This is a genomic window from Gilliamella sp. B2889, assembly GCF_026536885.1.
GTDB lineage: Bacteria > Pseudomonadota > Gammaproteobacteria > Enterobacterales > Orbaceae > Gilliamella > Gilliamella apicola_E.
Genome location: NZ_JAFNNF010000003.1, coordinates 1 through 25,298, shown reverse-complemented (window position 1 = coordinate 25,298; position 25,298 = coordinate 1). Strand labels below are relative to the sequence as shown.

General features: G+C 34.9%; 18 protein-coding genes and 3 tRNA genes. 5 read left to right on the top strand and 16 right to left on the bottom strand.

Features of this window, described 5'->3' with window-relative positions; all coding sequences use genetic code 11:
* Positions 1–28: 28 nt before the first annotated feature.
* The 4 genes from murJ to J3U09_RS05150 all read right to left on the bottom strand — a co-directional run bounded on the left by murJ (position 29) and on the right by J3U09_RS05150 (position 6,625).
* Positions 29–1,567 carry a murein biosynthesis integral membrane protein MurJ gene (murJ, locus tag J3U09_RS05165; RefSeq protein WP_267357389.1) on the bottom strand — a complete coding sequence of 513 codons (1,539 nt, stop codon included), beginning with the start codon at positions 1,565–1,567 and terminating at the stop codon, positions 29–31.
* Positions 1,568–1,705: 138 nt separating this feature from the next.
* Positions 1,706–3,061 carry a citrate/2-methylcitrate synthase gene (locus J3U09_RS05160; protein WP_267357387.1) on the bottom strand — a complete coding sequence of 452 codons (1,356 nt, stop codon included), beginning with the start codon at positions 3,059–3,061 and terminating at the stop codon, positions 1,706–1,708.
* A gap of 17 nt (positions 3,062–3,078) precedes the next feature.
* Positions 3,079–4,341, bottom strand: coding sequence for an NADP-dependent isocitrate dehydrogenase (gene icd, locus J3U09_RS05155; RefSeq protein WP_267357385.1), 1,263 nt, complete (start codon positions 4,339–4,341; stop codon positions 3,079–3,081).
* Between the two features lie 19 nt (positions 4,342–4,360).
* Positions 4,361–6,625, bottom strand: coding sequence for an aconitate hydratase (locus J3U09_RS05150; RefSeq protein WP_267357383.1), 2,265 nt, complete (start codon positions 6,623–6,625; stop codon positions 4,361–4,363).
* Positions 6,626–7,017: 392 nt separating this feature from the next.
* On the opposite strand from J3U09_RS05150, the gene J3U09_RS05145 reads away from it, so the two are divergent.
* Both J3U09_RS05145 and pepT read left to right on the top strand, forming a co-directional pair.
* On the top strand, positions 7,018–8,577 hold the full coding sequence (locus J3U09_RS05145; protein ID WP_065735161.1) for an AbgT family transporter: 1,560 nt from the start codon (positions 7,018–7,020) through the stop codon (positions 8,575–8,577).
* Between the two features lie 21 nt (positions 8,578–8,598).
* Complete coding sequence (gene pepT, locus J3U09_RS05140) at positions 8,599–9,828, top strand: peptidase T (protein WP_267357381.1); 1,230 nt, start codon at positions 8,599–8,601, stop codon at positions 9,826–9,828.
* A gap of 52 nt (positions 9,829–9,880) precedes the next feature.
* Here the strand turns inward: pepT and J3U09_RS05135 are convergent, their stop codons facing one another.
* From J3U09_RS05135 to znuA, 9 genes are all read right to left on the bottom strand, one after another.
* A complete protein-coding gene (locus J3U09_RS05135) occupies positions 9,881–11,986 on the bottom strand; it encodes a TonB-dependent receptor (RefSeq protein WP_267357379.1) in 2,106 nt (701 codons plus the stop codon).
* A 322-nt stretch (positions 11,987–12,308) separates the two neighbouring features.
* Positions 12,309–12,384: transfer RNA gene (locus J3U09_RS05130), tRNA-Lys, on the bottom strand.
* Between the two features lie 136 nt (positions 12,385–12,520).
* A complete protein-coding gene (ybgF, locus tag J3U09_RS05125; protein WP_267332249.1) occupies positions 12,521–13,264 on the bottom strand; it encodes a tol-pal system protein YbgF in 744 nt (247 codons plus the stop codon).
* A gap of 67 nt (positions 13,265–13,331) precedes the next feature.
* Positions 13,332–13,805: a peptidoglycan-associated lipoprotein Pal gene (pal, locus tag J3U09_RS05120; RefSeq protein WP_267332248.1), complete on the bottom strand. Its 474-nt coding sequence runs from the start codon at positions 13,803–13,805 to the stop codon at positions 13,332–13,334.
* A 171-nt stretch (positions 13,806–13,976) separates the two neighbouring features.
* Complete coding sequence (tolB, locus tag J3U09_RS05115; RefSeq protein WP_416380045.1) at positions 13,977–15,272, bottom strand: Tol-Pal system beta propeller repeat protein TolB; 1,296 nt, start codon at positions 15,270–15,272, stop codon at positions 13,977–13,979.
* Between the two features lie 373 nt (positions 15,273–15,645).
* A complete protein-coding gene (mutM, locus tag J3U09_RS05110; RefSeq protein WP_267357377.1) occupies positions 15,646–16,455 on the bottom strand; it encodes a bifunctional DNA-formamidopyrimidine glycosylase/DNA-(apurinic or apyrimidinic site) lyase in 810 nt (269 codons plus the stop codon).
* Between the two features lie 13 nt (positions 16,456–16,468).
* Entirely contained in the window at positions 16,469–18,793 is a 2,325-nt protein-coding gene (gene mrcB, locus J3U09_RS05105) for a bifunctional glycosyl transferase/transpeptidase (RefSeq protein WP_267357375.1), read from the bottom strand.
* Positions 18,794–18,917: 124 nt separating this feature from the next.
* Positions 18,918–20,279, bottom strand: coding sequence for a murein DD-endopeptidase MepM (mepM, locus tag J3U09_RS05100; protein ID WP_267329985.1), 1,362 nt, complete (start codon positions 20,277–20,279; stop codon positions 18,918–18,920).
* A gap of 29 nt (positions 20,280–20,308) precedes the next feature.
* A complete protein-coding gene (znuA, locus tag J3U09_RS05095; RefSeq protein ID WP_267332244.1) occupies positions 20,309–21,241 on the bottom strand; it encodes a zinc ABC transporter substrate-binding protein ZnuA in 933 nt (310 codons plus the stop codon).
* A gap of 94 nt (positions 21,242–21,335) precedes the next feature.
* Between znuA and znuC the strand changes: the two genes are divergently transcribed.
* The 3 genes from znuC (at position 21,336) to J3U09_RS05080 (ending at position 24,549) form a co-directional block, all read left to right on the top strand.
* The gene (gene znuC, locus J3U09_RS05090) at positions 21,336–22,106 is read left to right on the top strand and encodes a zinc ABC transporter ATP-binding protein ZnuC (RefSeq protein WP_220225240.1); all 771 of its coding nucleotides are present in this window, start codon (positions 21,336–21,338) and stop codon (positions 22,104–22,106) included.
* Positions 22,106–22,906, top strand: a complete 801-nt coding sequence (znuB, locus tag J3U09_RS05085; RefSeq protein WP_267357374.1) for a zinc ABC transporter permease subunit ZnuB — start codon at positions 22,106–22,108, stop codon at positions 22,904–22,906. The genes znuC and znuB overlap by 1 nt, the downstream gene beginning before the upstream one ends.
* Positions 22,907–23,025: 119 nt before the next feature.
* Complete coding sequence (locus J3U09_RS05080; protein ID WP_220225242.1) at positions 23,026–24,549, top strand: YifB family Mg chelatase-like AAA ATPase; 1,524 nt, start codon at positions 23,026–23,028, stop codon at positions 24,547–24,549.
* A 4-nt stretch (positions 24,550–24,553) separates the two neighbouring features.
* On the opposite strand, the gene J3U09_RS05075 is transcribed toward J3U09_RS05080, so the two are convergent.
* The 3 genes from J3U09_RS05075 to J3U09_RS05065 form a co-directional block, all read right to left on the bottom strand.
* Positions 24,554–24,892: a DUF413 domain-containing protein gene (locus J3U09_RS05075; protein WP_065562455.1), complete on the bottom strand. Its 339-nt coding sequence runs from the start codon at positions 24,890–24,892 to the stop codon at positions 24,554–24,556.
* Between the two features lie 134 nt (positions 24,893–25,026).
* A tRNA-Trp gene (locus J3U09_RS05070) sits at positions 25,027–25,102 on the bottom strand.
* Positions 25,103–25,110: 8 nt separating this feature from the next.
* Positions 25,111–25,187: transfer RNA gene (locus tag J3U09_RS05065), tRNA-Asp, on the bottom strand.
* Between the last annotated feature and the right edge of the window lie 111 nt (positions 25,188–25,298).

Here is a 25,298-nt window from a genome sequence, read left to right as displayed (position 1 = left end):
TTAACTTCCTTATTATCAAAACCACAACTTATTCAATTCTTTTAATAAAATGTTTTATTTTAAAGCCCATCAAAACCAACGAGCCAAAATAGATACAAATACCAACAATAACTAGCAGGAATAAATATCCAACTCTTGTTAGCATTGAGCCTGTAGACCAATCGGGTAATAACTGAGCTCCAAACCACAACGCTACTGACATCAATAAAACAGCAATAATAACCTTGATTAAAAATCGATACCAACCTGGTTGTGGTTGGTAGAGTTTCTTCTTACGAAGTTGCCAAAACAATAAACCAGCATTAAAACATGCTGCAAGTCCAATTGATAATGAAAGGCCTGCATGTTGTAAAGGTCCAATAAAAGCCAGATTCATCAATTGCGTTAAAATAAGGGTTATTATTGCAATTTTCACCGGTGTTTTAATATCTTGTCTGGAATAAAATGCGGGGGCTAATACTTTAATCAAAATTAATCCAAGCAAACCAATTGAATAAGCGACTAATGCGCGTTGAGTCATCAAAGTATCATTTAAGGTAAATTGACCATACTCGAAAAGAGTTGATATTAATGGTTTAGAAATAACACCTAATGCCACAGTACTTGGCAAAGCTAATAAAAAGCAGAGGCGAAGCCCCCAATCTAACAACTCTGAATATTGTTTGTGGTCACCTTTGGCAAAACTTTTGGCTAAAGATGGTAACAAAATAGTTCCTAATGCAACACCTAGTACACCTGCAGGAAATTCCATTAATCTATCAGCATAATACATCCATGAAACAGAACCTGAAATCAAAAATGATGCAAATATTGTATTAATAATTAATGATATTTGACCGACTGATACACCTAAGATAGCGGGTCCCATCTGCTTTAACACTCGCCAAACACCGCTATCTTTAAAACTAATACGAGGCAAAACCAACATACCAATCTTTTTCAAATAAGGTAGCTGGTATAGCAATTGTAAAATTCCCCCTACCACAACAGAAACAGCTAACGCAAGCACTGGTGGATTAAAATAAGGGGTTAAGAATAAGGTAAAAGCAATCATGCTAATATTTAACAATGTTGGCACAAATGCAGGTACAGAAAAACGATTCCAAGTATTAAGTATAGCACCCACTAATGATGCAAGTGAGATAAAAAAGATATAAGGAAAAGTAATTCTCAGCATAATTGTTGCAAGTTCAAATTTATCTGATGATTCTTGCATAAAACCTGGTGCAGTTATCATTATAATAAATGGTGCAGTTACAACACCAATTAAAGTAACGATAGCTAATACCAGTGTTAATAAACCTGCGATATAAGCCACAAAAGTACGTGAAGCCTCAATGCCTTGCTGATTTTTATATTCAGCTAAAATCGGTACAAAAGCTTGGGAAAAAGCCCCTTCAGCAAAAATTCGTCGAAGTAAATTGGGCAGTTTAAAAGCAACAAAAAATGCATCCGTAGCCATTCCCGCTCCAAAAAAACGGGCAATAATAGCATCACGAACAAACCCCAAAACGCGTGAAACCATTGTCATTGAGCTAACTGTAGCTAAAGATTTTAAAAGATTCATATACGATTTATGTACCAAGTACATAGTCAAAAACGATTAATGAAGCATAGTCTACAAACTATTGTTCTAAATCACCATGATTTTTTAATAAACAGCCATTTTAATATCACCGTCAGAATGATACTGACGGTATATGTATCAACGATCTTTCAAAGGAATAAAAGGCATAAGTTCGCCAATGTTTTTATAGGCAGGACGTATAATTCGACGATCATCAAAATTAAGTTCTTCAATGCGATGAGCACACCATCCAACAATTCGCGACATAGCAAATAATGGCGTGTAAACTTCTTTTGGTAACCCAATCATGTCATAAACAAAACCTGAATAAAAATCGACATTAGCACAGACTTGCTTTTTAGTTCTGGCATTTTTACGATTAACTATTGCATGAATCGCACGTTCCTCAAGTAAGTTTAGAAAGTTAAATTCTTTTTCTCGGCCTTTTTCTTGAGCAAGTTTATGGGCCATCTCTTTTAGCAACATGGCTCTTGGGTCTGATACAGTATAAACCGCATGGCCAATACCATAAATTAACCCTTTTCGATCAAACACTTCTTTATCTAAAATACGTTGTAGATATGCATCAATTTCATCTGCATCAGTCCAATTTTTAATCTCTTCGGCAAGATGTTTAAGCATTTTTCCTACCTGCAAATTAGCCCCACCATGCAATGGACCTTTCAATGATCCTATACCTGCAGCAATAGATGAGTAAGTATCGGTACCCGTAGAACTCGTTACGCGAACGGTAAAAGTTGAATTATTCCCGCCACCATGTTCAGCATGAATAATCATGGCTAAATCAAGTACTCTTACATCAAGTTCTGTGTATCGACCGGATCCTTTCATCATATAGAGAAAATTTTCTGCAATTGAAAAATCTTCGTGTGGATGGCGGATATGCAGTGATTTACCTTTAGCACTATGACTTAACATATTGTAAGCATAAGCAATAATTGCTGGGAATTTAGCAATTAAATCGATGGATTGACGCACTAAATTATCACGTGAGGTATCATCAGGTTCAGGATCATAAGTATACATTTCAAGAACAGTTCTAGCCAAAATGTTCATCACATCATGGCCTTCAAGTTCCATTATGGCAATCTTAGTTTGTTTTTCTAACGCCATCGACTCACAGAGTAAACGTGAAAAATCTCGTAATTCTTCTTTATCGGGTAAGTAACCAGATAATAATAAATAGATAGTTTCTTCAAACCCTGTTCGTCGCTCTTGTTGAGCATTATGAACCAGCTCTTCAATATCAATTCCTCGGTATAATAATTTACCGGCAATTGGTTTTAGTGAACCATCTTCTAAGCGTTCATAGCCTAATACATCACCAATTTTGGTTAATCCAACTAATACACCAGTATGATCTGCATTACGTAATCCACGTTTTACATTAAATTGTTCGAATAACTGCGATTCAATTTTACTAGTATTTTTAATGGTTTCCGATAATTTATAAACCAAGAACTTTTCTTTCATTAACCATCCCCTTTGAATTATAAATTATCGATAACTGCTTGAGTAAATTCAGTTGTTGATAATGATTGTCCATTTTGCATAAAGCGTGCTAAATCAGTTGTTGCTTTACCTAATTGAAACAAACTTTCCATCGCATTAGTGATTAATTGTCCTACTTCATGCCAACCTAAGTATTCAAACATCATCACTCCTGACAATATAAGTGATGATGGATTGGCTTGATTTTGACCTGCTATATCAGGTGCAGTACCATGTGTTGCTTCAAATATAGCATGTCCGGTTAAATAATTAATATTAGCACCTGGCGCAATACCAATACCACCAACCATGGCAGCCAGCTGATCCGATACATAATCACCATTGAGATTTAATGTTGCAACAACCGAATAGTCCTCAGGTTTTAATAATGTATTTTGTAAAAATGCATCACAAATAACATCTTTAATAATTAATTTAGAGTTTGCTTTAGCGGTTTGTAATGCTTGTTCTGCTGCTGCTTTACTTTGGGCCTTCTGAATTTTTGCATATTGATTCATGGTGAAAACTGCGTCAGCAAATTCTCTTTCCGCAAGTTCATAACCCCATTGCTTAAATCCACCTTCGGTAAATTTCATAATATTACCTTTATGAACTAGGGTCACAGACGGTAATTTATGTTGTAACGCATACTTGATTGCTGAGCGTATTAGGCGTTCAGATCCCTCAATTGAGACAGGTTTCACACCAAAAGCTGAGGTTTTAGGGAACCTAACTTTAGTTACTTTCATTTGTTCAGATAAAAAATGATAAAACTTTTCAGCATCATCAGAACCTTGTTGCCATTCAATACCGGCGTATATATCTTCGGTATTTTCACGAAAAATGGTCATGTTTACTTTTTCAGGATGCTTTATTGGTGATTCAACACCTTTGAACCAACGGACAGGGCGCAAACAAACATAAAGATCTAATTCTTGTCGCAATGCAACATTTAGTGAGCGAATCCCTCCGCCAACAGGTGTCATTAATGGTCCTTTGATACCGATAAGATAATTTTTGAAGGCAATCATGGTCTCTTCAGGTAGCCATGATCCATTTAAATTAAACGACTTCTCACCAGCAAGTACTTCTTTCCATTGAATACTACGCTTACCTTGATAAGCTTTTTCAACTGCTTTATCAAAAATAGCTCGAGCAGCGTGCCAAATCTCTTTACCCACACCATCACCTTCGATAAAAGGAATCGTTGGATGATTTGGGACAAGTAATTGTCCATTTTCAATTGAAACTCGCTGATTCATATTGTCTATTCCTCTTATTTTACTTAACTTCTTCTTTTAACTTATTCAATGCACTACCTGCCTTGAACCATTCAATTTGTGCTTGATTGTAAGTGTGCGAAACGGCGAAAGACTCTTTGCTACCATCACGATGATGAAGGGTTAATGTTAGATTTTTTCCCGGAGCAAAATTACTGAGTCCTGTAATGCTAATTTGATCATCTTCACGAATTTTGTCATAGTCATCTTTATTGACAAAGGTTAAAGCAAGCATACCTTGTTTTTTTAGATTGGTTTCATGAATACGAGCAAACGATTTAACTACGATGGCTTTAACATTTAAAAAACGTGGTTCCATTGCAGCATGTTCTCTTGATGAACCTTCACCATAATTCTCTTCAGCAACAACTATTGACCCGATTCCTTGTGATTTTAATTTACGCGCTAATGCTGGTACTTCAACATAATCTCCCGTTTGTGCATCCAAAACACAGTTCGTTTTTTGATTAAAGGCATTAACCGCACCTATTAGCATATTATTTGAAATATTATCTAGATGACCACGAAATTTTAGCCACTTTCCAGCCATTGAAATATGGTCTGTAGTACATTTACCAGTTGCTTTAATCAATAGTGGTTGCGAAATAATATCTTTGCCATCCCAAGGAGTGAAAGGTAAAAGCTGTTGTAGTCGATCTGAATGAGGATCGATACGAACTTCAACTGCACTACCATCAGCTATTGGCCCAATATACCCAGCATCATCAACCGCAAATCCTTGTTTTGGCAACTCATCACCGAGTGGCTCAGGAAGTTTCACTTTTTCACCTTTAACATTAATGAGATGGTCAGTAAGTGGGTTAAAGCTTAATTTACCTGCAATTGATAATGCCACTACAATTTCTGGGGAACAAACAAACGCATAAGTGTTTGGGCTACCATCATTACGTTTAGCAAAATTACGATTGAACGAGGTGACAATCGAATTTTTGTGTTCATCGGCAACTTCATCACGACGCCATTGCCCAATGCAAGGGCCACATGCGTTAGCCATAATAGCAGCACCTGCTTGCTCAAAACGACTTAAAATGCCATCACGTTTAGACGTATATTTAACTTGCTCTGAGCCAGGATTGATAATTAATTTTGCATTTACTTTTAAGCCTAATTTATTAGCACTATCAATCACTGAAGCTGCGCGCATCATATCTTCATAAGAAGAGTTAGTACATGATCCAATAAGTCCAACTTCCATATTGTCTGGATAATCGTGTTCTTTAACGGCAGAAGCAAGCTCTGAAATAGGATAAGCTAAGTCAGGTGTGAATGGACCATTCACATAAGGCTCTAAGGTCGATAAATTAATTTCAATAACTTGGTCATAATAATTTTCAGGTTGCTTTAAAATTTCTTTATCAGGATTGAAACAATCTACCAATGTATCAGCTAAATCCACTACTTCTTGACGACCAGTCATGGCAAGATAATCAGCAGATTTTTTACTGTAAGGGAAGATTGAGGTTGTTGCGCCAACTTCAGCTCCCATATTACAAATTGTTGCTTTACCAGTAGCTGATAACGACTCAGTACCTTCGCCAAAATATTCAATAATTGAATTAGTACCACCTTTAACGGTTAAAATACCAGCTAGTTTTAAAATGACATCTTTTGGTGATGACCAGCCAGATAATTTTCCAATCAGCTTTACACCAATAATTTTTGGCATTTTTAGTTCCCACGGCATACCCGCCATCACGTCAACAGCATCAGCGCCACCGACACCAATGGCAATCATGGATAGGCCACCTGCATTAGGGGTATGCGAATCGGTACCGATCATCATACCACCAGGAAAGGCATAATTTTCAAGCACTACTTGGTGAATGATTCCTGCATCAGGCTTCCAAAACCCGATGCCATATTTGTTCGAAACATCACGTAAAAATTGATAAACTTCATGGTTATTACTTTCAGCAATGATGAGATCATCATGGGCATTTTTATAAGCTTGAATAAGGTGATCACAATGGACTGTTGAAGGTACCGCAACTCGTTTACGACCAGAATTCATTAATTGTAATAGTGCCATTTGTGCCGTTGCATCTTGCATAGCGACACGATCTGGGGAAAAATTTACATAATCTTCCCCTCTTTTATAAGCTTTAAGCTCTTCACCTTCAGCAAGATGGGCATAAAGGATTTTTTCCGTCAAGGTTAATGGTTTTCCAATTTTCTGGCGAATAAGATCAATTTTTTGCGGGTAATGTTGATAAATATCTTTTATTAAATCAATATCGAAAACCATAATTAAGCTCCCATTGCTTATATTATAATATCCTTTAGAGCCTTACTCACAATCAGGATGATTGAATATTTATTCTTTTTTTATGATTAAATATTCAGACAATATAGCATTATTTTTGTTTTATGCAATCTTGCAGCAATACTTATTGTTAACTTTGATTAAAAACAATAAATTTAGATGTCATCGTTAACAGGAATTCTATACTAGCGAAATATTAAATATTATGCACATTAAAGAAAATTCAAAATTAGTAAATCCCATAAGTAAAAATAATGTAAAAAAAGTTGAGGAACGGGGTTTTTTAAGTCATTAAAATTGCGCCAACGCATTGTTTACTTACATTATTAAACTATGTTACATTGTTTTCCCGAATAATATTTACACTTTTTTTCATGAATCAAATAAAAAATACGTCACCATTAAAAACTGGTGGATTTTTAAATACAATAGAACGAATTGGAAACAAAATTCCTGATGTTACAACTCTTTTCTTTTATGCATTAATAATTTGTCTGGTTGCTTCATTATTACTTTCTTTTGTCAGCTTTAATTATATTAATCCAGTAACGCAAGAAAAACTGGCAGTAGTGAATATGTTAGCACCAAACCAATTAGTTACCTTTTTTACAAAACTTGTATCAAATTTTGTCTCATTTCCACCTCTTGGAATTACCATTGTAGCTACATTGGGTATTGGTATTGCTGAAAGCAGTGGCTATATTCATGTTCTGCTCAAAAAGTTATTAGCTATCACACCTAAAAAACTGGTTACTCCATCAGTTATTTTTGTCAGTATGGTTTGTCATATCGCGTCAGACTCTGCTTATGTAATTTTAATGCCTGTGTCAGCAATGATGTTCTATGCGACAGGGCGTCACCCATTAGCGGGGATTGCTGCTGCATTTGCAGGATTAGCTGGAGGTTTTAGTTCAAGCTATACCCCTTCAATTATTGATCCAATAATGCAAGGCTTTACACAAAGCGCCGCTCAAATTATTGACCCGACATATCAAGTCAATGTTCTTTGTAATTACTTTTTAAGTTTTGGTGGTACTTTCTTTGTATTGATAGCCTGCTGGTTTGTTACAGATAAGATTGTTGAGCCTCGCTTAAATGCCACGATGCCTTTAAACAATGATATTCAATTAGATAACATTGCTGATTCTCCTGAGATTTCACCAATTGAAAATAAAGCATTTAAAATTGCATCAGCTGTTTTTTTAATTATTGCTGTCGGCTTAGTATTGGTTTTATTACCAGAAGATTCTTTATTACGCGCACCCGACGGTAGTATGACGAGTAACAAAGCACCAATCATGCAAATTATTGTGCCGTTGTTATTTGTATTTTTTGCAATACCAGGCTTAATTCATGGCTTTATCACTGGCGCATTTAAATCATCGCGAGATATCGTCAAATCAATGGAAAATATTACTAAGTCACTTATTCCATTTATTGTTTTTGCTTTCTTTTGTGCGCAATTTTTATATGTATTTTCAAACTCACAAATTGGTACCTTAATTGCTATTGGTGGAGCCGAGTTTTTAAAAGCATTACATTTGCCATCAGTTGTCACTATTTTTGGCGTAATAATTCTAACTAGTCTGCTTAATGTGTTAATCACTTCAGCCTCTTCCAAATGGGCTATTTTAGCGCCGATTTTTGTTCCGATGCTTATGTCTGTGGGGATCTCGCCAGAATTAACCCAAGCAGCTTATCGTATCAGTTCAGCAGTTAATGTTAGCACGCCTATGTTTGCTTTTTATCCTTTGATCATTGCTTATTGTCAGCAGTATTGTAAAAACACTGGTGTGGGTACTTTAAGTTCGATGATGATCCCATATACGGCTGCTCTCTTAATTGCTTTGACAATAAATTTATTACTGTTTTGGTTTTTAGGTCTTCCTATCGGTTTTGATAGTGGTTATGTCTATCCTCCAATAACTAGTTAATCGCAGATAAGGATTTTAATCATGAATATTACCGAACAATTAGTTAAACGATTTTTACGTTATGTAAGTATTCCAAGCCAAAGCAAAGCTGGCTCGGCAGTTGTGCCCTCTACTCCAGGACAAACTAATTTAGCAAAACAACTTGAACAAGAGTTAATTGATTTGAAGTTACAAGATGTTCACCTTGATGAACATAGTATTGTGACAGCCAAATTAACCGGTAACCAACCTAATGCGCCAAAAATTGGCTTTGTTGCGCATCTTGATACTGTAGATGTCGCACTGTCAGAGAAGATTAATCCACAAAGGGTGACTTTTACTGGTGAAGATATCTTATTAAATAAAGACAAAGATATTTGGTTTAAGGTGGCAGAACATCCAGAGTTGAAAAAGTATCTCAATGAAGAGCTGCTCGTTACAGATGGTACCAGTGTTTTAGGCGCTGATAATAAAGCAGCAATTGCAGTTGTCATGACCATGTTAGATCAGTTGCAACAGCAAAATTGCCTACATGGTGATATTTATGTTGCTTTCGTACCAGATGAAGAAGTTGGGTTAAATGGCGCCAAAAAACTGGATCTGCAACGTTTTAAACCTGATTTTGCTTATACCATTGACTGCTGTGAATTGGGTGAAGTCGTTTATGAAACATTCAATGCTGGCTCGGTTACGTTTGAAATTGAGGGTGTATCTGCTCATCCTATGTCAGCAAAAAATGTCTTAATCAATCCAATTCGCATAGCGAATGATATTATTAACTGTTTTGATAGCTTTGAAACACCTGAACATACCGAAGGTAAAGAAGGATATTTTTGGTTTAATGATATTATTGGTAACCAAAGCACAACTACATTAAAAATGAGCATTCGTGATTTTGATTTAACTCGATATAACGCTCGTAAAACTTACATTCAAGATGTGGTTAGTTTTATCAGTCGTAAATATCCTAAAGCAAAAATTGAATGTCAAATTACTGATATCTATAGCAATATTGCTAATTATTTAGGTGATGATCGTCGTTGTATTGATTTGATTTACCAATCATTTGAATTATTGGGTATTAAACCAAATACTATCGCCATGCGTGGAGGAACAGATGGTTCAGCACTATCAGCAAGAGGACTCACCACGCCAAACTATTTTACTGGCGCACATAACTTCCATTCTTGTTTTGAGTTTTTACCATTATCATCATTCTTGAAATCATTCGAAGTCACGATGAAAATTATTGAACTAGCGGCGAAAGTTTAAAAATAATCAACAAGAGGGAATACCATTCCCTCTTAAAAATACTTATCGAATATTATAATTTATAACTTGCAGTTAATAAAAATGCGCGAGGAGTGCCTGGCATACTACTTGAGCGCCAATATTTTTTACCCAATAAATTGGTTAATGCTAAGGTTAGATCAACAGATCGTGTTTGATAACCGATTGCGGCATTCCATGTTCCATATCCAGGGCGTTTAACGAGGTTTTTATCATCATTATACATTGAACCTTTATAATCAAATCCCACTTCCGTGAACCAATCTTCATGTGGAAGGTAGCGAACACTTAGATAGCCACTATGTTTAGCTGTATTAGATAGGTATTTTCCTTGGTTAGCTGGTGTTTTTTTATCTTTATGCACTTTAGCTTGTTGATAACCAATACCGCTATTGATATACCAATTTTTACTTAATTGTCCAATAGCACTCAACTCTATTCCCTGACTGCGATCACTGCCTCTAACTTGCCAATTATAAGGATCATTGACCGAGTCAGGTTGATACCTAACATTATAAAGTTCAAGATCATAGAGTGCGATTTGAGTAGAGAGCTTATCATTAAACCAATCACTTTTGACACCGATTTCATACTGACGTGAATACTGAGGCTTATCATCATAAACAGTTTTAGAATCTGTAGCTATGGTTATTAAACCTCTACCACCATAAGGTGCAAAGTTTTTACTATACGAAGCATAAAAACTTTGAGACGCAATCGGTTGCCAAATTAAACCAATACGTGGACTTAAAGTGTGACCATCATATGACCGATTTTGATGATTCAATTTGTTATCTGAAGCAAATTCATAATTATCATAACGTAATCCTGCAAGTAATTTCCATTGTTCTGTAAAGCTGATGAGATCCTGCCAATATAACCCTCTAGAAGTAGCTTTATGATTAGTTTTGGTATTCAATGTTGTGAAGTGAGGCTTTTTAGAGCGCCAATGAGGATGATAAGGATCCACAGCTTCAGGATATTGGCTAGCTAAAGCTAATCGTGGTTCCCTTTTTTCAATGTTATATTCAACTCCGATTAACATATCATGGGCAATACTTGCAGTATTAAATTTACCGGCTAAATCAAGGGTATTACTGTAGGTTTTGTTCGAAGTTTCTTGCCAAGCTCGACGGAATTTTAATTTACCTTTGTAATTACACGGCTTACCATTGTTTAATTTCCCATTCCAATCACAATAATTACCAGCATAAAGATGATCGAAATTTTGGTCAGCTTTACGATACATATTTGTTAATTTAATAGACCAATGATGATCAAATTCATATCCCATCACCGAACGTAACGAATTAAAATTATCTTTCACATAATCATCTGGGTGAGCATAGGCCGTTTTGATTGAAACACCTCTTGGTAAATCATAATAAGCCGGCGCCCTATCTGGTTTACGCCATAATTTATCATTTGTATATTGTACTAACCAATTAAATCCGTTTAGATTATCATACAAAACGCTTGGCGAAACCATTGTATCTCGTTGTTTAATGCCTTTACGAAAACCTTTATCTGATTGGTGATCTATAGTCATTCGTACGGCAAGTTCATCACTTAAAACATGGTTAACATCTATCATTCCACCATATTTATCCCAAGATCCACCTCGTAAACTCAAGGTAGACGGTGAATCAAAATTTGCCTGCTTACTGATCATATTTATGATTCCACCACCTGAACCTCGACCATAAAGTACCGAAGCAGGTCCCTTTAAAATTTCAATTCGCTCTATATTAGCTGTACTTTGTCTAACTTGTCCGCTAGCACGGACACCATCTCGGTAAATATCGCCGGAACTGGCAGAAAACCCTCTAATTTTGATACCTTCATCTCGCATATCATAAGTTGCATCGACTCCGGGTAATTTATTGACAATGACACTGAGATCATTTTGTCCATAAATTTTCTGTTGTTCAAGGTTAATCGAATTAATGGTTTGAGGAATATCCTTTATTTCAAAGGTTTGTTTAGTTGCAGTTGATGATAGTTTTATGCGCTGATCATTATTATCCTTAGCGACTACCTTCATAGTTTCAATATCATCATTAACTTTATCTTGGGCGTAAGCTATAAAAGTAAATAAGCCCAGAGTACATGGGAAGACTAATTGATTAACTAATTTCATTATTTTTCCTATTGTTTGATTAATTTTAAAACAACAGTTTTTAATGATAATGATTGTTATTTACGATTACAACTTTTTTCTATCTTGACGGCTTTCAATATAAACCTTAAATCATATTTTTATAAAAATATAAATTTGATTTGAAAGTCTCTAAGTCAATTAGTGGATGATATGGTAATATTTTGATTATTTGATTTTTTTTGAATTATCTTCTAATAACTAACAGTGGATTTTATTAAAATAGATTTTTAATCAGATCACCAACCGACAAGTTTAGTACGTCTAGTTTGTTTGGAAGATAAATTCATTATGTAAGAGGAAGTGGTGGGTCGTGAGCGATTCGAACGCTCGACAAACGGATTAAAAGTCCGCTGCTCTACCGACTGAGCTAACAACCCATTTTGATAGAATTACTTTCTGCTTTATTACTTATCGCTTCAAGCAATTTCGGGTTGCTATAATACTTATAATTATAAGGCGGTGCAACCCTTTTATTGCTATTTTTATTCAATAGCTGGTTATTTATACACTTTATTATAACGATGCTATTTTTTTATTTGCTAGATCAACTGTCTTTTTATCTTTAGGGTATTTATTTACGACTTGTTGAAATACAGTTTTGGCATTCTTTTTATCACCTTTATCAAGTAAAATTAAACCCACTTTGTAAAGGCTATCTGCTGCTTTTGGAGAAGATGGAAAATCTTTTACTACTGTTGCATAATAAAATGATGCATTATCTTTTTTTCCTTTTTTATAACAAAGTTGACCAAGCCAATAATTGACATTTGCACGGTAACTTGTCTTTGGGTAGGCTTTTAGATAATTTTGAAAGGCTATAATTACGTCATCACTCTGTTTGTCATCATTAATATATTGCATGACGTAATTATAATCCGCTTTATCATCACCTGAAGTAGACCATCCAGATAAACCTGAAGATGATGATGGCGATGCCCCAGCATCAGTGCTTGATGTTGAATCAGAACTGTCACCTTGGGCTTCATCATTTGAATTTGATGAGAATCCTGTCCCATTAGTCATTTGCTGTAATATCATTTTTTGGCGTTCAATTGTTTGATTAAGTTGATGCTTAGTTTCTTCCAATTGACCACGAAGTGTATCTACATCTGATTGTAGATCATTAATTTTTTGTTGATTTTGAATTATCAACTGTCCTTGCGCTTGTATTGTTCTATCCACATCAGAACTACCAGCAGCACAACCATATCCAGCAAATAATAAAAATAAGGACAATGTGAGTATTTTTTTATACATATTATATAAACTCGACGTGAACTTAAACATAAAAAACGGCTGATAAATCAGCCGTCATAAGATGGGATTAATATCCAGCGTAAGTAATTACTGCACGACGGTTTTTAGCATAAGCTGCTTCGTTGTGACCTAATACTGCTGGTTTTTCTTTACCATAAGAAACGATTGAAAGTTGTTCACCAGAAACACCATTACTTTGTAAGTAAGATTTAACTGCTCCTGCACGACGTTCACCTAACGCGATATTGTATTCTGGAGTACCACGTTCATCGGCATGACCTTCAATAACAACATTTAAGAATGAATTTGCACGCATGAAGATAGAATGTGCATTTAATAATGTTGAATATTCTGATTTAACATTGTATTTATCATAATCAAAATAAACTGTATTGATTTGTTGTAATTTTTGTAATTGAGCTAGAGCTTCTTTAGATAAAGAACCGTTACCTGCTTTGCTGCTGCTGTTTGAAGAACATGCTGTCACAGCAATTAATGGTAAAGCAACTGCAGCTACCTTAAGAAATTTAGAAAATTGCATTGAATTAACTCCTTTGTGTTTAAATAAATTATTATTGATATTTTGTATACTTCTAACCAACTTCAAAGTAACACCTGTTACCAACTAGAAAGATTAGAAGTATATATTATAACGACCTTAACATTTACACAATTTTAATAATTATAATATTGCTTAAAATTTAGTCGTTCCTCATAAATAAGGTGACCAAGATGGGAATTTTACTTGTCCATCAGTCGCTGGTAACCTTGCTTTAAAATTACCATCAGTTGAAACAAGATTTAAAATGGTACCTAAACCTTGCGATGAACTGTAGATAATCATAGTGCCATTTGGAGCAATACTCGGGGTTTCATCTAAAAACGTATCAGTTAATCGTTGATAAGTATTCGTTTCTAGATCATATCGAGTAATATGTTGCTCACCATTATTAGTAGAAATTACAGCAATAAATTTACCATCTGGAGATACGCGAGCATTTTGATTCTGGGTATTATCCCAAGTTATACGTTGTGATGCTCCACTATTAATGTTAATTGAATAAAGTTGAGGACGCCCAGCCTGATCAGAAGTATAGACAATTGTTTCATTATCAGGCATCCATGAAGGTTCAGTGTCATTACTACGCCCAGAAGTAATTTGAGTGATTTTTTTACTTCTTAAATTCATCATATATAAATTTAAGCTACCACCTTTTGATAAGGCAAAAGCTAATTTGCTACCATCTGGTGAAAATGCTGGTGCACCATTATGCTGTGGAAAAGATGCAATAGTTTCAACTGCACCACTATCTAATGTTTTTAACACTAATGCAGAACGACCACTTTCAAAAGTTACATAGGCTATTTTTTTGCCATCAGGTGACCATGTTGGTGACATTAATGGTTCTTTTGAACGGTGTACGGTGACTTGATCAAATCCGTCATAGTCAGAAACACGTAATTCATGTGTGTAAGGACCCTTACTATTTTTAACGACGTAGGCAATACGTGTTCTAAAAGCACCCTTGATACCAGTTAACGCTTCAAAGATTTCATCACTTGCAGTATGGGCTGCATAACGTAACCAACGTTGTTCAATAGGAAATTGATTTTCAACTAAGACAGCTCCAGGACGTTCAACAGTATCAACTAATTGATAGGTGATAAGATATTTTCCTGATGCATCAGGTTGGATTGTACCGACTACAACGGCAGAAATACCAATATTGCTCCAAACACTAGGATTGACTTCAGAAGCGGTAGTTGGTTTTTGCGGCATTGCTGCTACATCAATTGGATTAAATTTACCACTATTACGTAAATCAGAAGCAATAATATTATCCACAACTTGTGGAGGTTCACCGCTACCTGTCCATTTAAATGGTATGACCGCAATTGGTTTAGCAGAACTTACGCCATCAGTGATTATAATTCTAACTTCAGCAGTAGCTATCATTGTATATAAAAAAACAAAACAAGCTATCAAAAAGCGAGAAGCAAATTTGATCATCTTAAATTCCTTAATCAAAAAGAAATATATTTAAGTTAAAATAAGTATAACAACCGTATTTAAATACAAAAAGATAAAACCTTTTAACAATTAACAAAATGTTATTAAATGGTATCACTCTTTACAAAATATAAATATCAGCGTGAAAGATAGCCGAAATTGCGTAACAAGTCCATAGCTATTTGAGTAAAAAAGATTTTTCTATATAAATTATTTATTATTCTTATATTCGCAATTACTGTCGCTTATTTACTATACTATGCTGATTTGGGTGGAGTTAAAAGTAGTCGCCAAAGATTTTTATTTAAATTAAATATAATCAGGCTAAAGATATTAAAGAATGATCAATAAGAATAAATTTTAAAATTTGCTATTTTTGGCATTTTTCGCAATAGAACGTATTGCGTTGGCCTATTCGATGAGACTTTATGTCAGATTTACAAATTAAACACTTTTCGCCTTCTCTACCATATACTTGGAGCTTTTGTACAAAATAACCAGGTTTACCATCAGATTGAACAAAGTCTTTAAGTGTAGTGCCACCTTGTTCTATAGATTTGGTGAGCACTTTTTTAATTGCTGTGACTAATCGTTCAAATTCTTCTAAAGTTAAACTGTTTACTTTCCGGTGCGGATTAATTTTTGCCATAAATAATGATTCTGAAGCATAAATATTACCAACACCGACCACAATATGGTTGTCCATAATCCAGCTTTTTATAGGAATATTTCGATTAGTCGCTTTTTCGAAAAGATAGTTTGCTGAAAACTCCTCGCTTAGAGGTTCTAATCCTAAATGCTTCAATTGTTTAAGATCATCAATAGAATTAGTCCAAAGCCATGACCCAAAACGCCTTGGGTCGGTATAACGTAATGTCACACCATTTTCTAATACCAAATCAACATGATCATGTTTATCTGGTTTTTGGTTTGATTTTACTATGCGTAAGCTACCAGACATACCTAAATGAATAACAATCCAATTTTGCGTCAACTGTAATAATAAATATTTAGCACGTCTTTTAATATCTATGATTATTTGGCCTTGAGCATCAGAAATAGCCTCATCAATAGGCCAACGAAGCTTGGGTTGTCGAACAACAACTTGCTTGATAATTTGGCCTTTTAAATAAGGTAGAATACCACGCCGACTAGTTTCTACTTCTGGTAATTCAGGCATTTAATAATCTCATTTAATTATTGAACATGTCAGTAACCCAGCTAGGAGCCGATTGATTTGTCTCAGTTTGAGAACTGACAGCACATAAACTTTGCGGATTGACCGTCCATGCAGGTAGAGTCCTTACTCCTCCTCCATCGCATTGCCATTGGCCACTACTATCAATAGGTACCATAAAGATATTTTGTGGTACTGAAAGTTGTAATTTTTTCGGTGGATTATTTTGTAAGTATTCACTATATATTTTTAATGCACCTGTAGCGCCTGTTAATTTCATAGGTGAATGATCATCAAGCCCTATCCAAATGACTGCAACATTTTTTCCATCAATACCAGTAAACCAACTATCACGCGAATCATTACTTGTTCCAGTCTTGGCAGCTAAATTGAATGATCCATATTTAGCTTTCAATGAACGTGATGTTCCTGATTCAACGACTTGTTGCATAGCGTAAGTGGTTAAATAAGCCGATTGCTGAGAAACCGCTTGAATTTGTTGCGGGTAATTTTGATAAACAAGTTCACCTTTATCAGTTAATACATACCGTAGTATTGTGAGCGGTGCACGTTGGCCATTATTGGAAATAGTTTGGAACATTTGTGCTGTTTCTAATGGTGTTAACTCTAGAGCACCTAATAAGCGAGAAGGCAAATTAGGGATACGATCTTCAGGTACCCCCAATGCTTGTAAAGTCGTTTTAGTTGCGTCTAAACCTAATGACATACCTAAGTTAACTGTAGGTACATTAAGTGAAAGAGCTAATGCATCAATTAACATCACTTTATCGCGAAACTTTCGATCAAAATTCTTCGGTTGCCAATAACCGCCGTTATCAAGTTTGATTGATAATGGGTTGTCATTTAACCAAGTATTAAGCTGATAACGTTCTGGCTGACCTAATGCAGTTAAGTAGGTTGACGGTTTTGCCAGTGAACCAATTGCTCGTCTAGTTAACCACGCTCTGTTATAACCAGGGTAACGTGGCTCAGCGCTACCAATAATAGAACGGATTTCACCTGTCTCACGGCTCACAATAACCATTGCTGTTTGTAATTCTTTATTAGTCGATTTACGTAATGTTTCTATTTCATCCGTAACCGATTGTTCTGCTGCAGCCTGAGCAACTGGATCGAATGTGGTGAAAATTTTCATTCCTGACAGGTGGTCTGCTTTATCACCCAACTGTTTTCTCAGCTCACTACGGACAACTTGCATAAATGCTGGTTGCGGTGATATCACTCCACCTTTTGGTAAAACTGAAAGTGGGCGTTGGCTAAGTAAATTATATAATTCCTCATCAATAATTCCTTGTTGCTCAGCAAGTTTTAATACAACATTACGACGTTCAATTACTTGTTGCGGTTGAGTCCAAGGATTATAATACGAAGCACCTTTTACCATACCTACTAATACAGCTTGCTGGTCTAATGTCAATTCATTAACTGGGCGACCAAAATAGTAGAGGCTTGCTAATGGGAAACCATGAATTTCTTCACTACCAGCTTGACCTAAATAGACTTCATTTAAGTAAAGTTCTAAGATACGTTCTTTACTATATCGAGCATCTAAAATGATAGCCATATAGGCTTCACGTATTTTACGACTGATACTTCTCTCATTAGTTAAAAAGAGGTTTTTAACCGTTTGTTGTGTTAGTGTGCTTCCACCTTCAGTTCGGCCTGTTGTTAAATTAACATATATGGCTCGACCAATAGAATATAAACTTACACCATGGTGGTCATAAAAACGTTTATCTTCAGTTGCAACTAAGGTTTTTATTAACGAGTCAGAAAATTCTCTTAAAGGCACAAAAAGCCGTTGTTCACCATTTGGGGAATGCATCATCGTTATTAATTTAGGATCAATCTTAAGTAAGCCAAAATCACGACCTGTGTCTAAATTAGATATGCGATCTATCCTGTTTTCAAAGAAAGTAATTTTGACACGAAAAGCTTTTTCTTCACCATTAGGAAATGTAAATGGACGACGGTAAATTTCAACAGCACCATTTTGAACAATAAATTCGCCTGGTCGAGTTGCTTTACTATCTTGCTGACGATATTGTGCACCTTTTAGCAAAGTAACAACATCACTAAGACTATAATCACTATCTGGTTCAAGGTCGACTATCTGTCCATAGACAGCCGCAGGTAATTCCCAAACATTACCATCTATACGTTCTTTAATTTGTTGATCTAAATAAATCCCATAAACGACAGTTACAGCAACAAAGATAAGACATAATTTGAAAAGCAACGACCAAAGTCGACGCCACAATGATTTCTTATTTTTTTTTGAAGCTTTTTTAGTCGATTTCTTTTTAGTTGGTCTGTTCAAACTGCACCCAATATTAAGATTAAATAAAATTAACTTATAATAACATAACTTTTTAATGAAGCATTGAGCTTCTTATCAATAAGATATTTTAGTTTAAATAATATAGTTAAATATAGAAAATCAATTAAAAACTAAGTTGTGGCTGAATATTTTTAACTTTTTCTATAAATGCTTTTTTAGACTTACCGGTTAAACCTTCATTAATCGGTAAACTTGCTGTTAATGGATTAACAGGTTTATTATTGATATGTAATTCAAAATGCAAATGTGGTCCAGTAGAACGCCCTGTATTACCAGATAAACCAATTTTGTCACCCTGTTTAACTTGTTGGCCTGGTTTCACTAAAATTTTGTCTAAATGCATGTATGCCGTCATATATTGCCTACCATGGCGTATAGCGACATAGTTACCTGCTGAGCCACTGTATTTCGCAATAACAACTTCTCCATTTCCTACAGATAATACTGGCGTTCCTCTAGATACTGCAAAATCAACACCATTATGTGGTGTAACAACTCCTGTAACTGGATGTAACCGACGCGGATTAAAACCTGATGATACGCGAGCTTTTTTAGCTAAAGGATATCGGAAAAAACTTTGAGATAAACTACCTGCATTAATATCATAGTATTTACCATCATCAGCTAGAATCGCATAATAATCTTTAGACCCATTTTTAATGCGAACACCAAGTAATTTACTATTTGATAAACGATTTCCATGCATTTCACGAGATAAGTATACCACGAATTTATCGCCTACTTTTAAACGTCGAAAATCCAAACGCCACTGCAATGCACGTGTAATAATTCCAATCTCATTACTCGTTAAACCAGCTTTACGCGCATCAGCTACAAAACTGGATTTCAGCTCACCTTTAATAACATTATTTTGTGAGACACCTTCTACTGTTTCAGTACTTTCTATAAATTGATTACCTGACTTTTCAAAAATTCGAACATTATTAGTTGATATTGTCCAGTTAAAAGTCAGCAAATTATGATTATCATCGGTCGTCCAACTAACCTGCTGACCAATTCTCAAATTGGCTAGTTGTTTATACTTACCTGTTAACTGTGCAATATCATTTTTATTTACATTATAACGATTCAAAATATCGTGTAATGTATCACCACGTGATATGGTATATTGCACTGTGTTATCTTTTTCTTCAGCAAGATCATCTAATTCGTCTTTAGCTATATCATCTTCAGGAACATCAGACGACTCTGTAACATTGTCAGTTTTAGACTTATCACTAAGCATATCAATTCGCCCATCGCCAATAACAACTGAAGACGAAGGCGTATCTGTAACTGTAGTTTGAGCTTGAGAATTTAGAGGGACGTACACTGTGCGATCTAAATTTAAAGGTCGCCACAATATAGTTACAAAAATAACAACAACAAGGGCTCCTAATACTGAAAAATAGGGAATTTTGAATTTATTTTTTGCAATATTAGGGGATTTAATCTGCTGTGCCAAAATTAACCTTAACTATCTTATAATCTAAACTATTTTTTATCTAAACAATCCAACAGCTCCTGAGTTAATGTTAATAAAAAGTGTGAATAGGCACCTTTTTCGACAATGATACCTGTCCCTAATGGATTTAATTCACCAATTTTAACATTTGTACCATTTACTAACTTCTTTATAACTGCAGGGCTAAACTGTGGCTCTCTAAAAACACAGACTGCTTGATGTTCCGCTAGCTTTTTTTGAATTGCATAGACAGTTTGAACGCCAGGCTGTACTGCTGGGTTTATGGTAAAACTTCCTAGATTTTTTAATCCGAACTGTGATTCAAAGTACCCATATGCATCATGAAACACAAAATACCCTCTATTTTGTACGCTAATTAGTTTTTTTGCAATGTTTTGTTCTGTTTCTGATAGATTTGTAATGAATTCGTTCAGATTTGCATCAAGCAACTGCACTTTATTAGGATACAGTTCTATAAGCTTATCATGGATTGATTTTGCAATAATTTTAGCAATTTTTGGCGAAAGCCATATATGTTCATCATATTCACCATGATGATGGTCATTATCGTTATGAGGTATTTCATCATCGTGATGATTCGTTCTAAGCAAACTCTTAATTTCGGAAACATCCATTAATTCTATCTGCTTTTGTTCATCAACATTTTTTAAAACAGTTGGCATAAAAACTTCCATATCTTCACCAACCCAAATTATTAAATCAGCATTCTTAATTTTAGCCAAATCGGAGGGTTTCAATGAATAAGTATGAGGAGATGCGCCATCCGGCAATAGTATATCTGTATTTGTTACGCCTGATGCAATTGCTTCAGTAATAAAACCTATCGGCCTTACTGAGGAAATTACAGTGGCATTAACATTATTTGTTAATCCAATAACGATTAGCGTAAGTTGTGTAAGAAAACGTAGAACTTGTCTGATGTTTTTAGTTAAATTTTTCACTTTGTCATCCAATATTTATAAAATATGATGGAATAAAACCACATTATCGTTATAATATAACATAACATATTGATCGGCAAGGACTATCGATATCATGACACAATTAATGGCTCTAAATAATATTTCGGTTAAAATAAATCAACAAAAAATATTATATGATGTTTCATTGACGATTAACTTAAGCCAAATTATTACGATTCTAGGTCCAAATGGTGCAGGAAAATCAACACTCGTCAAAGTTATTTTAGGATTAATTTCACCTACAACAGGCACCATTGAACGTGCTTCTGATTTGACTATCGGTTATGTCCCTCAATCAATAAATTTGAATCCAACTTTACCTATAACCGTCAAACGGTTTATGCAGCTAAATAAACAATTAAGTTATGATGATATCATCCAAACATTATCTTTAGTAAAAGCTCAATATCTGATTGATCGATCTATGCATCAATTATCAGGCGGGGAGTTACAGCGAGTACTACTTGCTCAAGCATTAGCAAAACGCCCAAAACTACTTATTTTAGATGAGCCTACACAAGGTGTAGATGTAAATGGACAAGTGCTATTGTATGATTTAATTATTAATGCTAAAACGAAGTTTAGTTGTGGTGTTGTAATGGTTTCACATGATTTACATTTAGTTATGGCAAAAACAGATGAAGTAATTTGTTTAAACCATCATATCTGTTGTTCAGGAACACCAGCTAGTGTCTCAAACGATCCAGAATTTGTTTCTTTATTTGGACCTCACGGCGCATCACAAATCGCTTTATATAAGCACCATCACAATAATGATTGTTGCCAGCATCACAATGATCATAATCGAAAAATTATATTACCTGATTCAAGAGGAACAAAATAATGATTGAGTTACTCTTACCCTCTTTACTTGCAGGTTTATGCTTATCGTGTTTAACAGGTCCATTGGGTACATTTGTTGTTTGGCGAAGAATGTCTTATTTTGGAGATACGTTATCCCATGCAGCATTATTAGGGGTTGCCTTTGGCTTCCTTTTTGATATCAATCTATTCTATGCCATCGTTCTAATGACACTGATATTAGCTATCGGGCTGTTATGGTTAGAATCTCAAAAACAACTACCTGTTGATACATTACTGGGTATTTTAGCTCATAGCGCTCTTTCACTTGGTTTAGTTGTGATAAGTTTAATGAATAGTATACGCATTGATTTGATGGGTTATCTATTTGGTGATCTTTTATCTATAACAATGTTTGATGTTTATCAGATTTTAATTTGTGTATTAATAATTGGAATTCTGTTGATATGGCGTTGGAATCAATTTTTATTTATCACTGTTAGTGAGGAACTAGCATTTAGCCATGGCATTAATGTACCACTAACAAAATTTATGCTTACAATACTTTTAGCATTAACAATTGGTATTGCTATGAAATTTGTTGGAGCTTTAATTATTACTGCACTATTAATCATTCCTGCTGCTACAGCAAAATATTATGCTAAAAACCCAGAATCAATGGCATTTTTTGCAATATTAATTGGGATGCTATCTATTTTGTGTGGGGTTCTGTTTTCATTAATTTATGATACTCCAACAGGTCCTTCTGTTGTATTAAGTAATACTTGTTTATTTTTTATATCATTATTTATTTCTAAATTCTTTTTAAGAACTAAAAATTAAAATATCAGTAAAATTAGAAAATTTATTGCGAGGGAACACGCATTTTTAGTTATCTGTTTGTTCACATTATTTAATTACTAATAAAGTGCTAAAAATCAGAAACTAATGAAGACAAAACTATGTCTCTCGCAATTATTTATACAAGAGCCTCTATTGGAATACAAGCACCTCAAATTAATGTTGAAGTACATATTAGTAATGGATTACCAGGTTTCGTTCTGGTTGGTCTTCCAGAAGCAACGGTTAAAGAATCTAAAGACCGAGTTAGAAGCGCTATTATTAATAGTGGCTTTACATTTCCAGCAAAAAAGATAACTGTTAATTTATCTCCAGCAGATCTTCCTAAAGAAGGTAGTCGCTTTGATTTGCCTATAGCTATCGCTATTCTTGCAGCAACCGAACAAATACCTAACGATAATCTAGCTAAATATGAATTTTTAGGTGAACTAGCCTTATCTGGGGAGATTAAGGCAGTAAAAGGTGCTATTCCTGCTGCTATATCATCTAAAAAAAATAATCGTACATTGATTATTTCTAGAGAAAATCAATCTGAAATATCATTAATCCATCATAATAATACGTTAATTACCCATAATTTATTAGAACTATGCCAATATCTATACAATGAAATTAATTTGCCTACTGTTGAATACAGAGAATACAAAGATGATGATGAGCAAATAATTAACCTACAAGATATAATTGGTCAAGAACATGCTAAAAGAGCCTTAGAAATTGCCGCTGCAGGTGGACATAATCTATTGTTAATTGGTCCACCAGGGACCGGTAAAACTATGCTAGCCACTCGGTTAACTTCATTATTACCATCATTATCAGATGATGAAGCACTTGAAAGTGCAGCAATCACCAGTCTTGTTAGCGCTAATGGTTCGATTCAAAATTGGCGTAAAAGGCCATTTAGAGCCCCGCATCATAGTGCATCAGCAGCAGCTTTAGTTGGTGGCGGCTCAATACCTAAACCAGGAGAAATTTCATTAGCCCATAATGGAGTGTTATTTTTAGATGAATTACCAGAATTTAACCGTAAAGTATTAGATGCCTTAAGAGAACCCATTGAGTCGGGAGAAATTGTTATATCTAGGGCAAATGCAAAAATAAAATTTCCAGCAAAGTTTCAACTCATTGCCGCCATGAACCCTAGCCCTACGGGTCATTATCATGGAACCCATAATAGGACAACACCACAACAAATTATACGTTACTTAAATCGACTTTCTGGTCCATTTTTAGATCGTTTTGATATATCAATTGAAGTACCATTACTACCTAAAGGTACACTAAGTCAAAAAGTTAGTGTAACTGAACCAACTGATAAAGTGAAAAAAAGAGTTATGGATGCTAGAAAAATTCAAATGATAAGAAATAAAAAGTTAAATAGTCAATTATCACCAAAAGAAATTCAAATTCATTGTTTGTTAACTGATGAAGATAATGAGTACTTAGAACAGGCTTTAATTAAATTAGGGCTTTCTGCTCGAGCTTGGCATAGAATATTAAAAGTATCTCGGACTATCGCCGACTTAGATTGTTCAAAGAACATAGAACGAAAACATATTTCAGAAGCACTGAGTTATCGTTCTATGGATAGATTATTAATTCAGATGCACAAAAATATTGGCTAATAAATTAATCATCACTATCGACAAAGTCATCACTCACGTCAACTTGAGGTTTTCCACCTGATAACGTGTGAAAACGTTTTGGTTTGTTAATTTTAGAAAGGTACTTTATCCATGTTTTTTCATAATCTGTAACTGGTTCCTTTTTCCCTTTACAAACTGCAACAAAAGATTTCTCTTCTGATGTAGTTGGCTTTTTAGTTTCTGCATCGAGATCTCTAAAAGCACAACCATATTTTTCTAAGATCTGTGCTTCTTTGATAGTAAAATCGCCATGACGAGAAAATCCTCTTGGATAATTCTTATTATCAAAAAAACGTTGTTGACTTACAAAACTTTCAGCCATGTTATATCCTCTAGATTATAAAAGTTGTTGGGCGGGAATTATAATTGACAAAGTTAATCTGTAAACAAAATTTTTTTATTTATATAAATAAAATTGAATAAATGACTAAAATTAGAACAAATCTATTATTTTTATGGCAGGGGCGGAGAGTCTCGAACTCCCAACACCCGGTTTTGGAGACCGGTGCTCTACCAATTGAACTACGCCCCTAGATAAGGTGGCGGAACGGACGGGGCTCGAACCCGCGACCCCCTGCGTGACAGGCAGGTATTCTAACCAACTGAACTACCGCTCCACCGTATTTTTTGGTGTGTTTATAAATTAAAAGTCTGGCGGCACCCTACTCTCACATGGGTAATACCCACACTACCATCGGCACTACGGCGTTTCACTTCTGAGTTCGGCA

Excerpts from the sequence above, each read along its gene's own strand:
- murJ (WP_267357389.1), bottom strand. The coding sequence starts at position 1,567 with ATGAATCTTTTAAAATCTTTAGCTACAGTTAGCTCAATGACAATGGTT.
- J3U09_RS05160 (WP_267357387.1), bottom strand. The coding sequence starts at position 3,061 with ATGAAAGAAAAGTTCTTGGTTTATAAATTATCGGAAACCATTAAAAAT.
- icd (WP_267357385.1), bottom strand. The coding sequence starts at position 4,341 with ATGAATCAGCGAGTTTCAATTGAAAATGGACAATTACTTGTCCCAAAT.
- J3U09_RS05150 (WP_267357383.1), bottom strand. The coding sequence starts at position 6,625 with ATGGTTTTCGATATTGATTTAATAAAAGATATTTATCAACATTACCCG.
- J3U09_RS05145 (WP_065735161.1), top strand. The coding sequence starts at position 7,018 with ATGAATCAAATAAAAAATACGTCACCATTAAAAACTGGTGGATTTTTA.
- pepT (WP_267357381.1), top strand. The coding sequence starts at position 8,599 with ATGAATATTACCGAACAATTAGTTAAACGATTTTTACGTTATGTAAGT.
- J3U09_RS05135 (WP_267357379.1), bottom strand. The coding sequence starts at position 11,986 with ATGAAATTAGTTAATCAATTAGTCTTCCCATGTACTCTGGGCTTATTT.
- ybgF (WP_267332249.1), bottom strand. The coding sequence starts at position 13,264 with ATGTATAAAAAAATACTCACATTGTCCTTATTTTTATTATTTGCTGGA.
- pal (WP_267332248.1), bottom strand. The coding sequence starts at position 13,805 with ATGCAATTTTCTAAATTTCTTAAGGTAGCTGCAGTTGCTTTACCATTA.
- mutM (WP_267357377.1), bottom strand. The coding sequence starts at position 16,455 with ATGCCTGAATTACCAGAAGTAGAAACTAGTCGGCGTGGTATTCTACCT.
- znuC (WP_220225240.1), top strand. The coding sequence starts at position 21,336 with ATGACACAATTAATGGCTCTAAATAATATTTCGGTTAAAATAAATCAA.
- znuB (WP_267357374.1), top strand. The coding sequence starts at position 22,106 with ATGATTGAGTTACTCTTACCCTCTTTACTTGCAGGTTTATGCTTATCG.
- J3U09_RS05080 (WP_220225242.1), top strand. The coding sequence starts at position 23,026 with ATGTCTCTCGCAATTATTTATACAAGAGCCTCTATTGGAATACAAGCA.
- J3U09_RS05075 (WP_065562455.1), bottom strand. The coding sequence starts at position 24,892 with ATGGCTGAAAGTTTTGTAAGTCAACAACGTTTTTTTGATAATAAGAAT.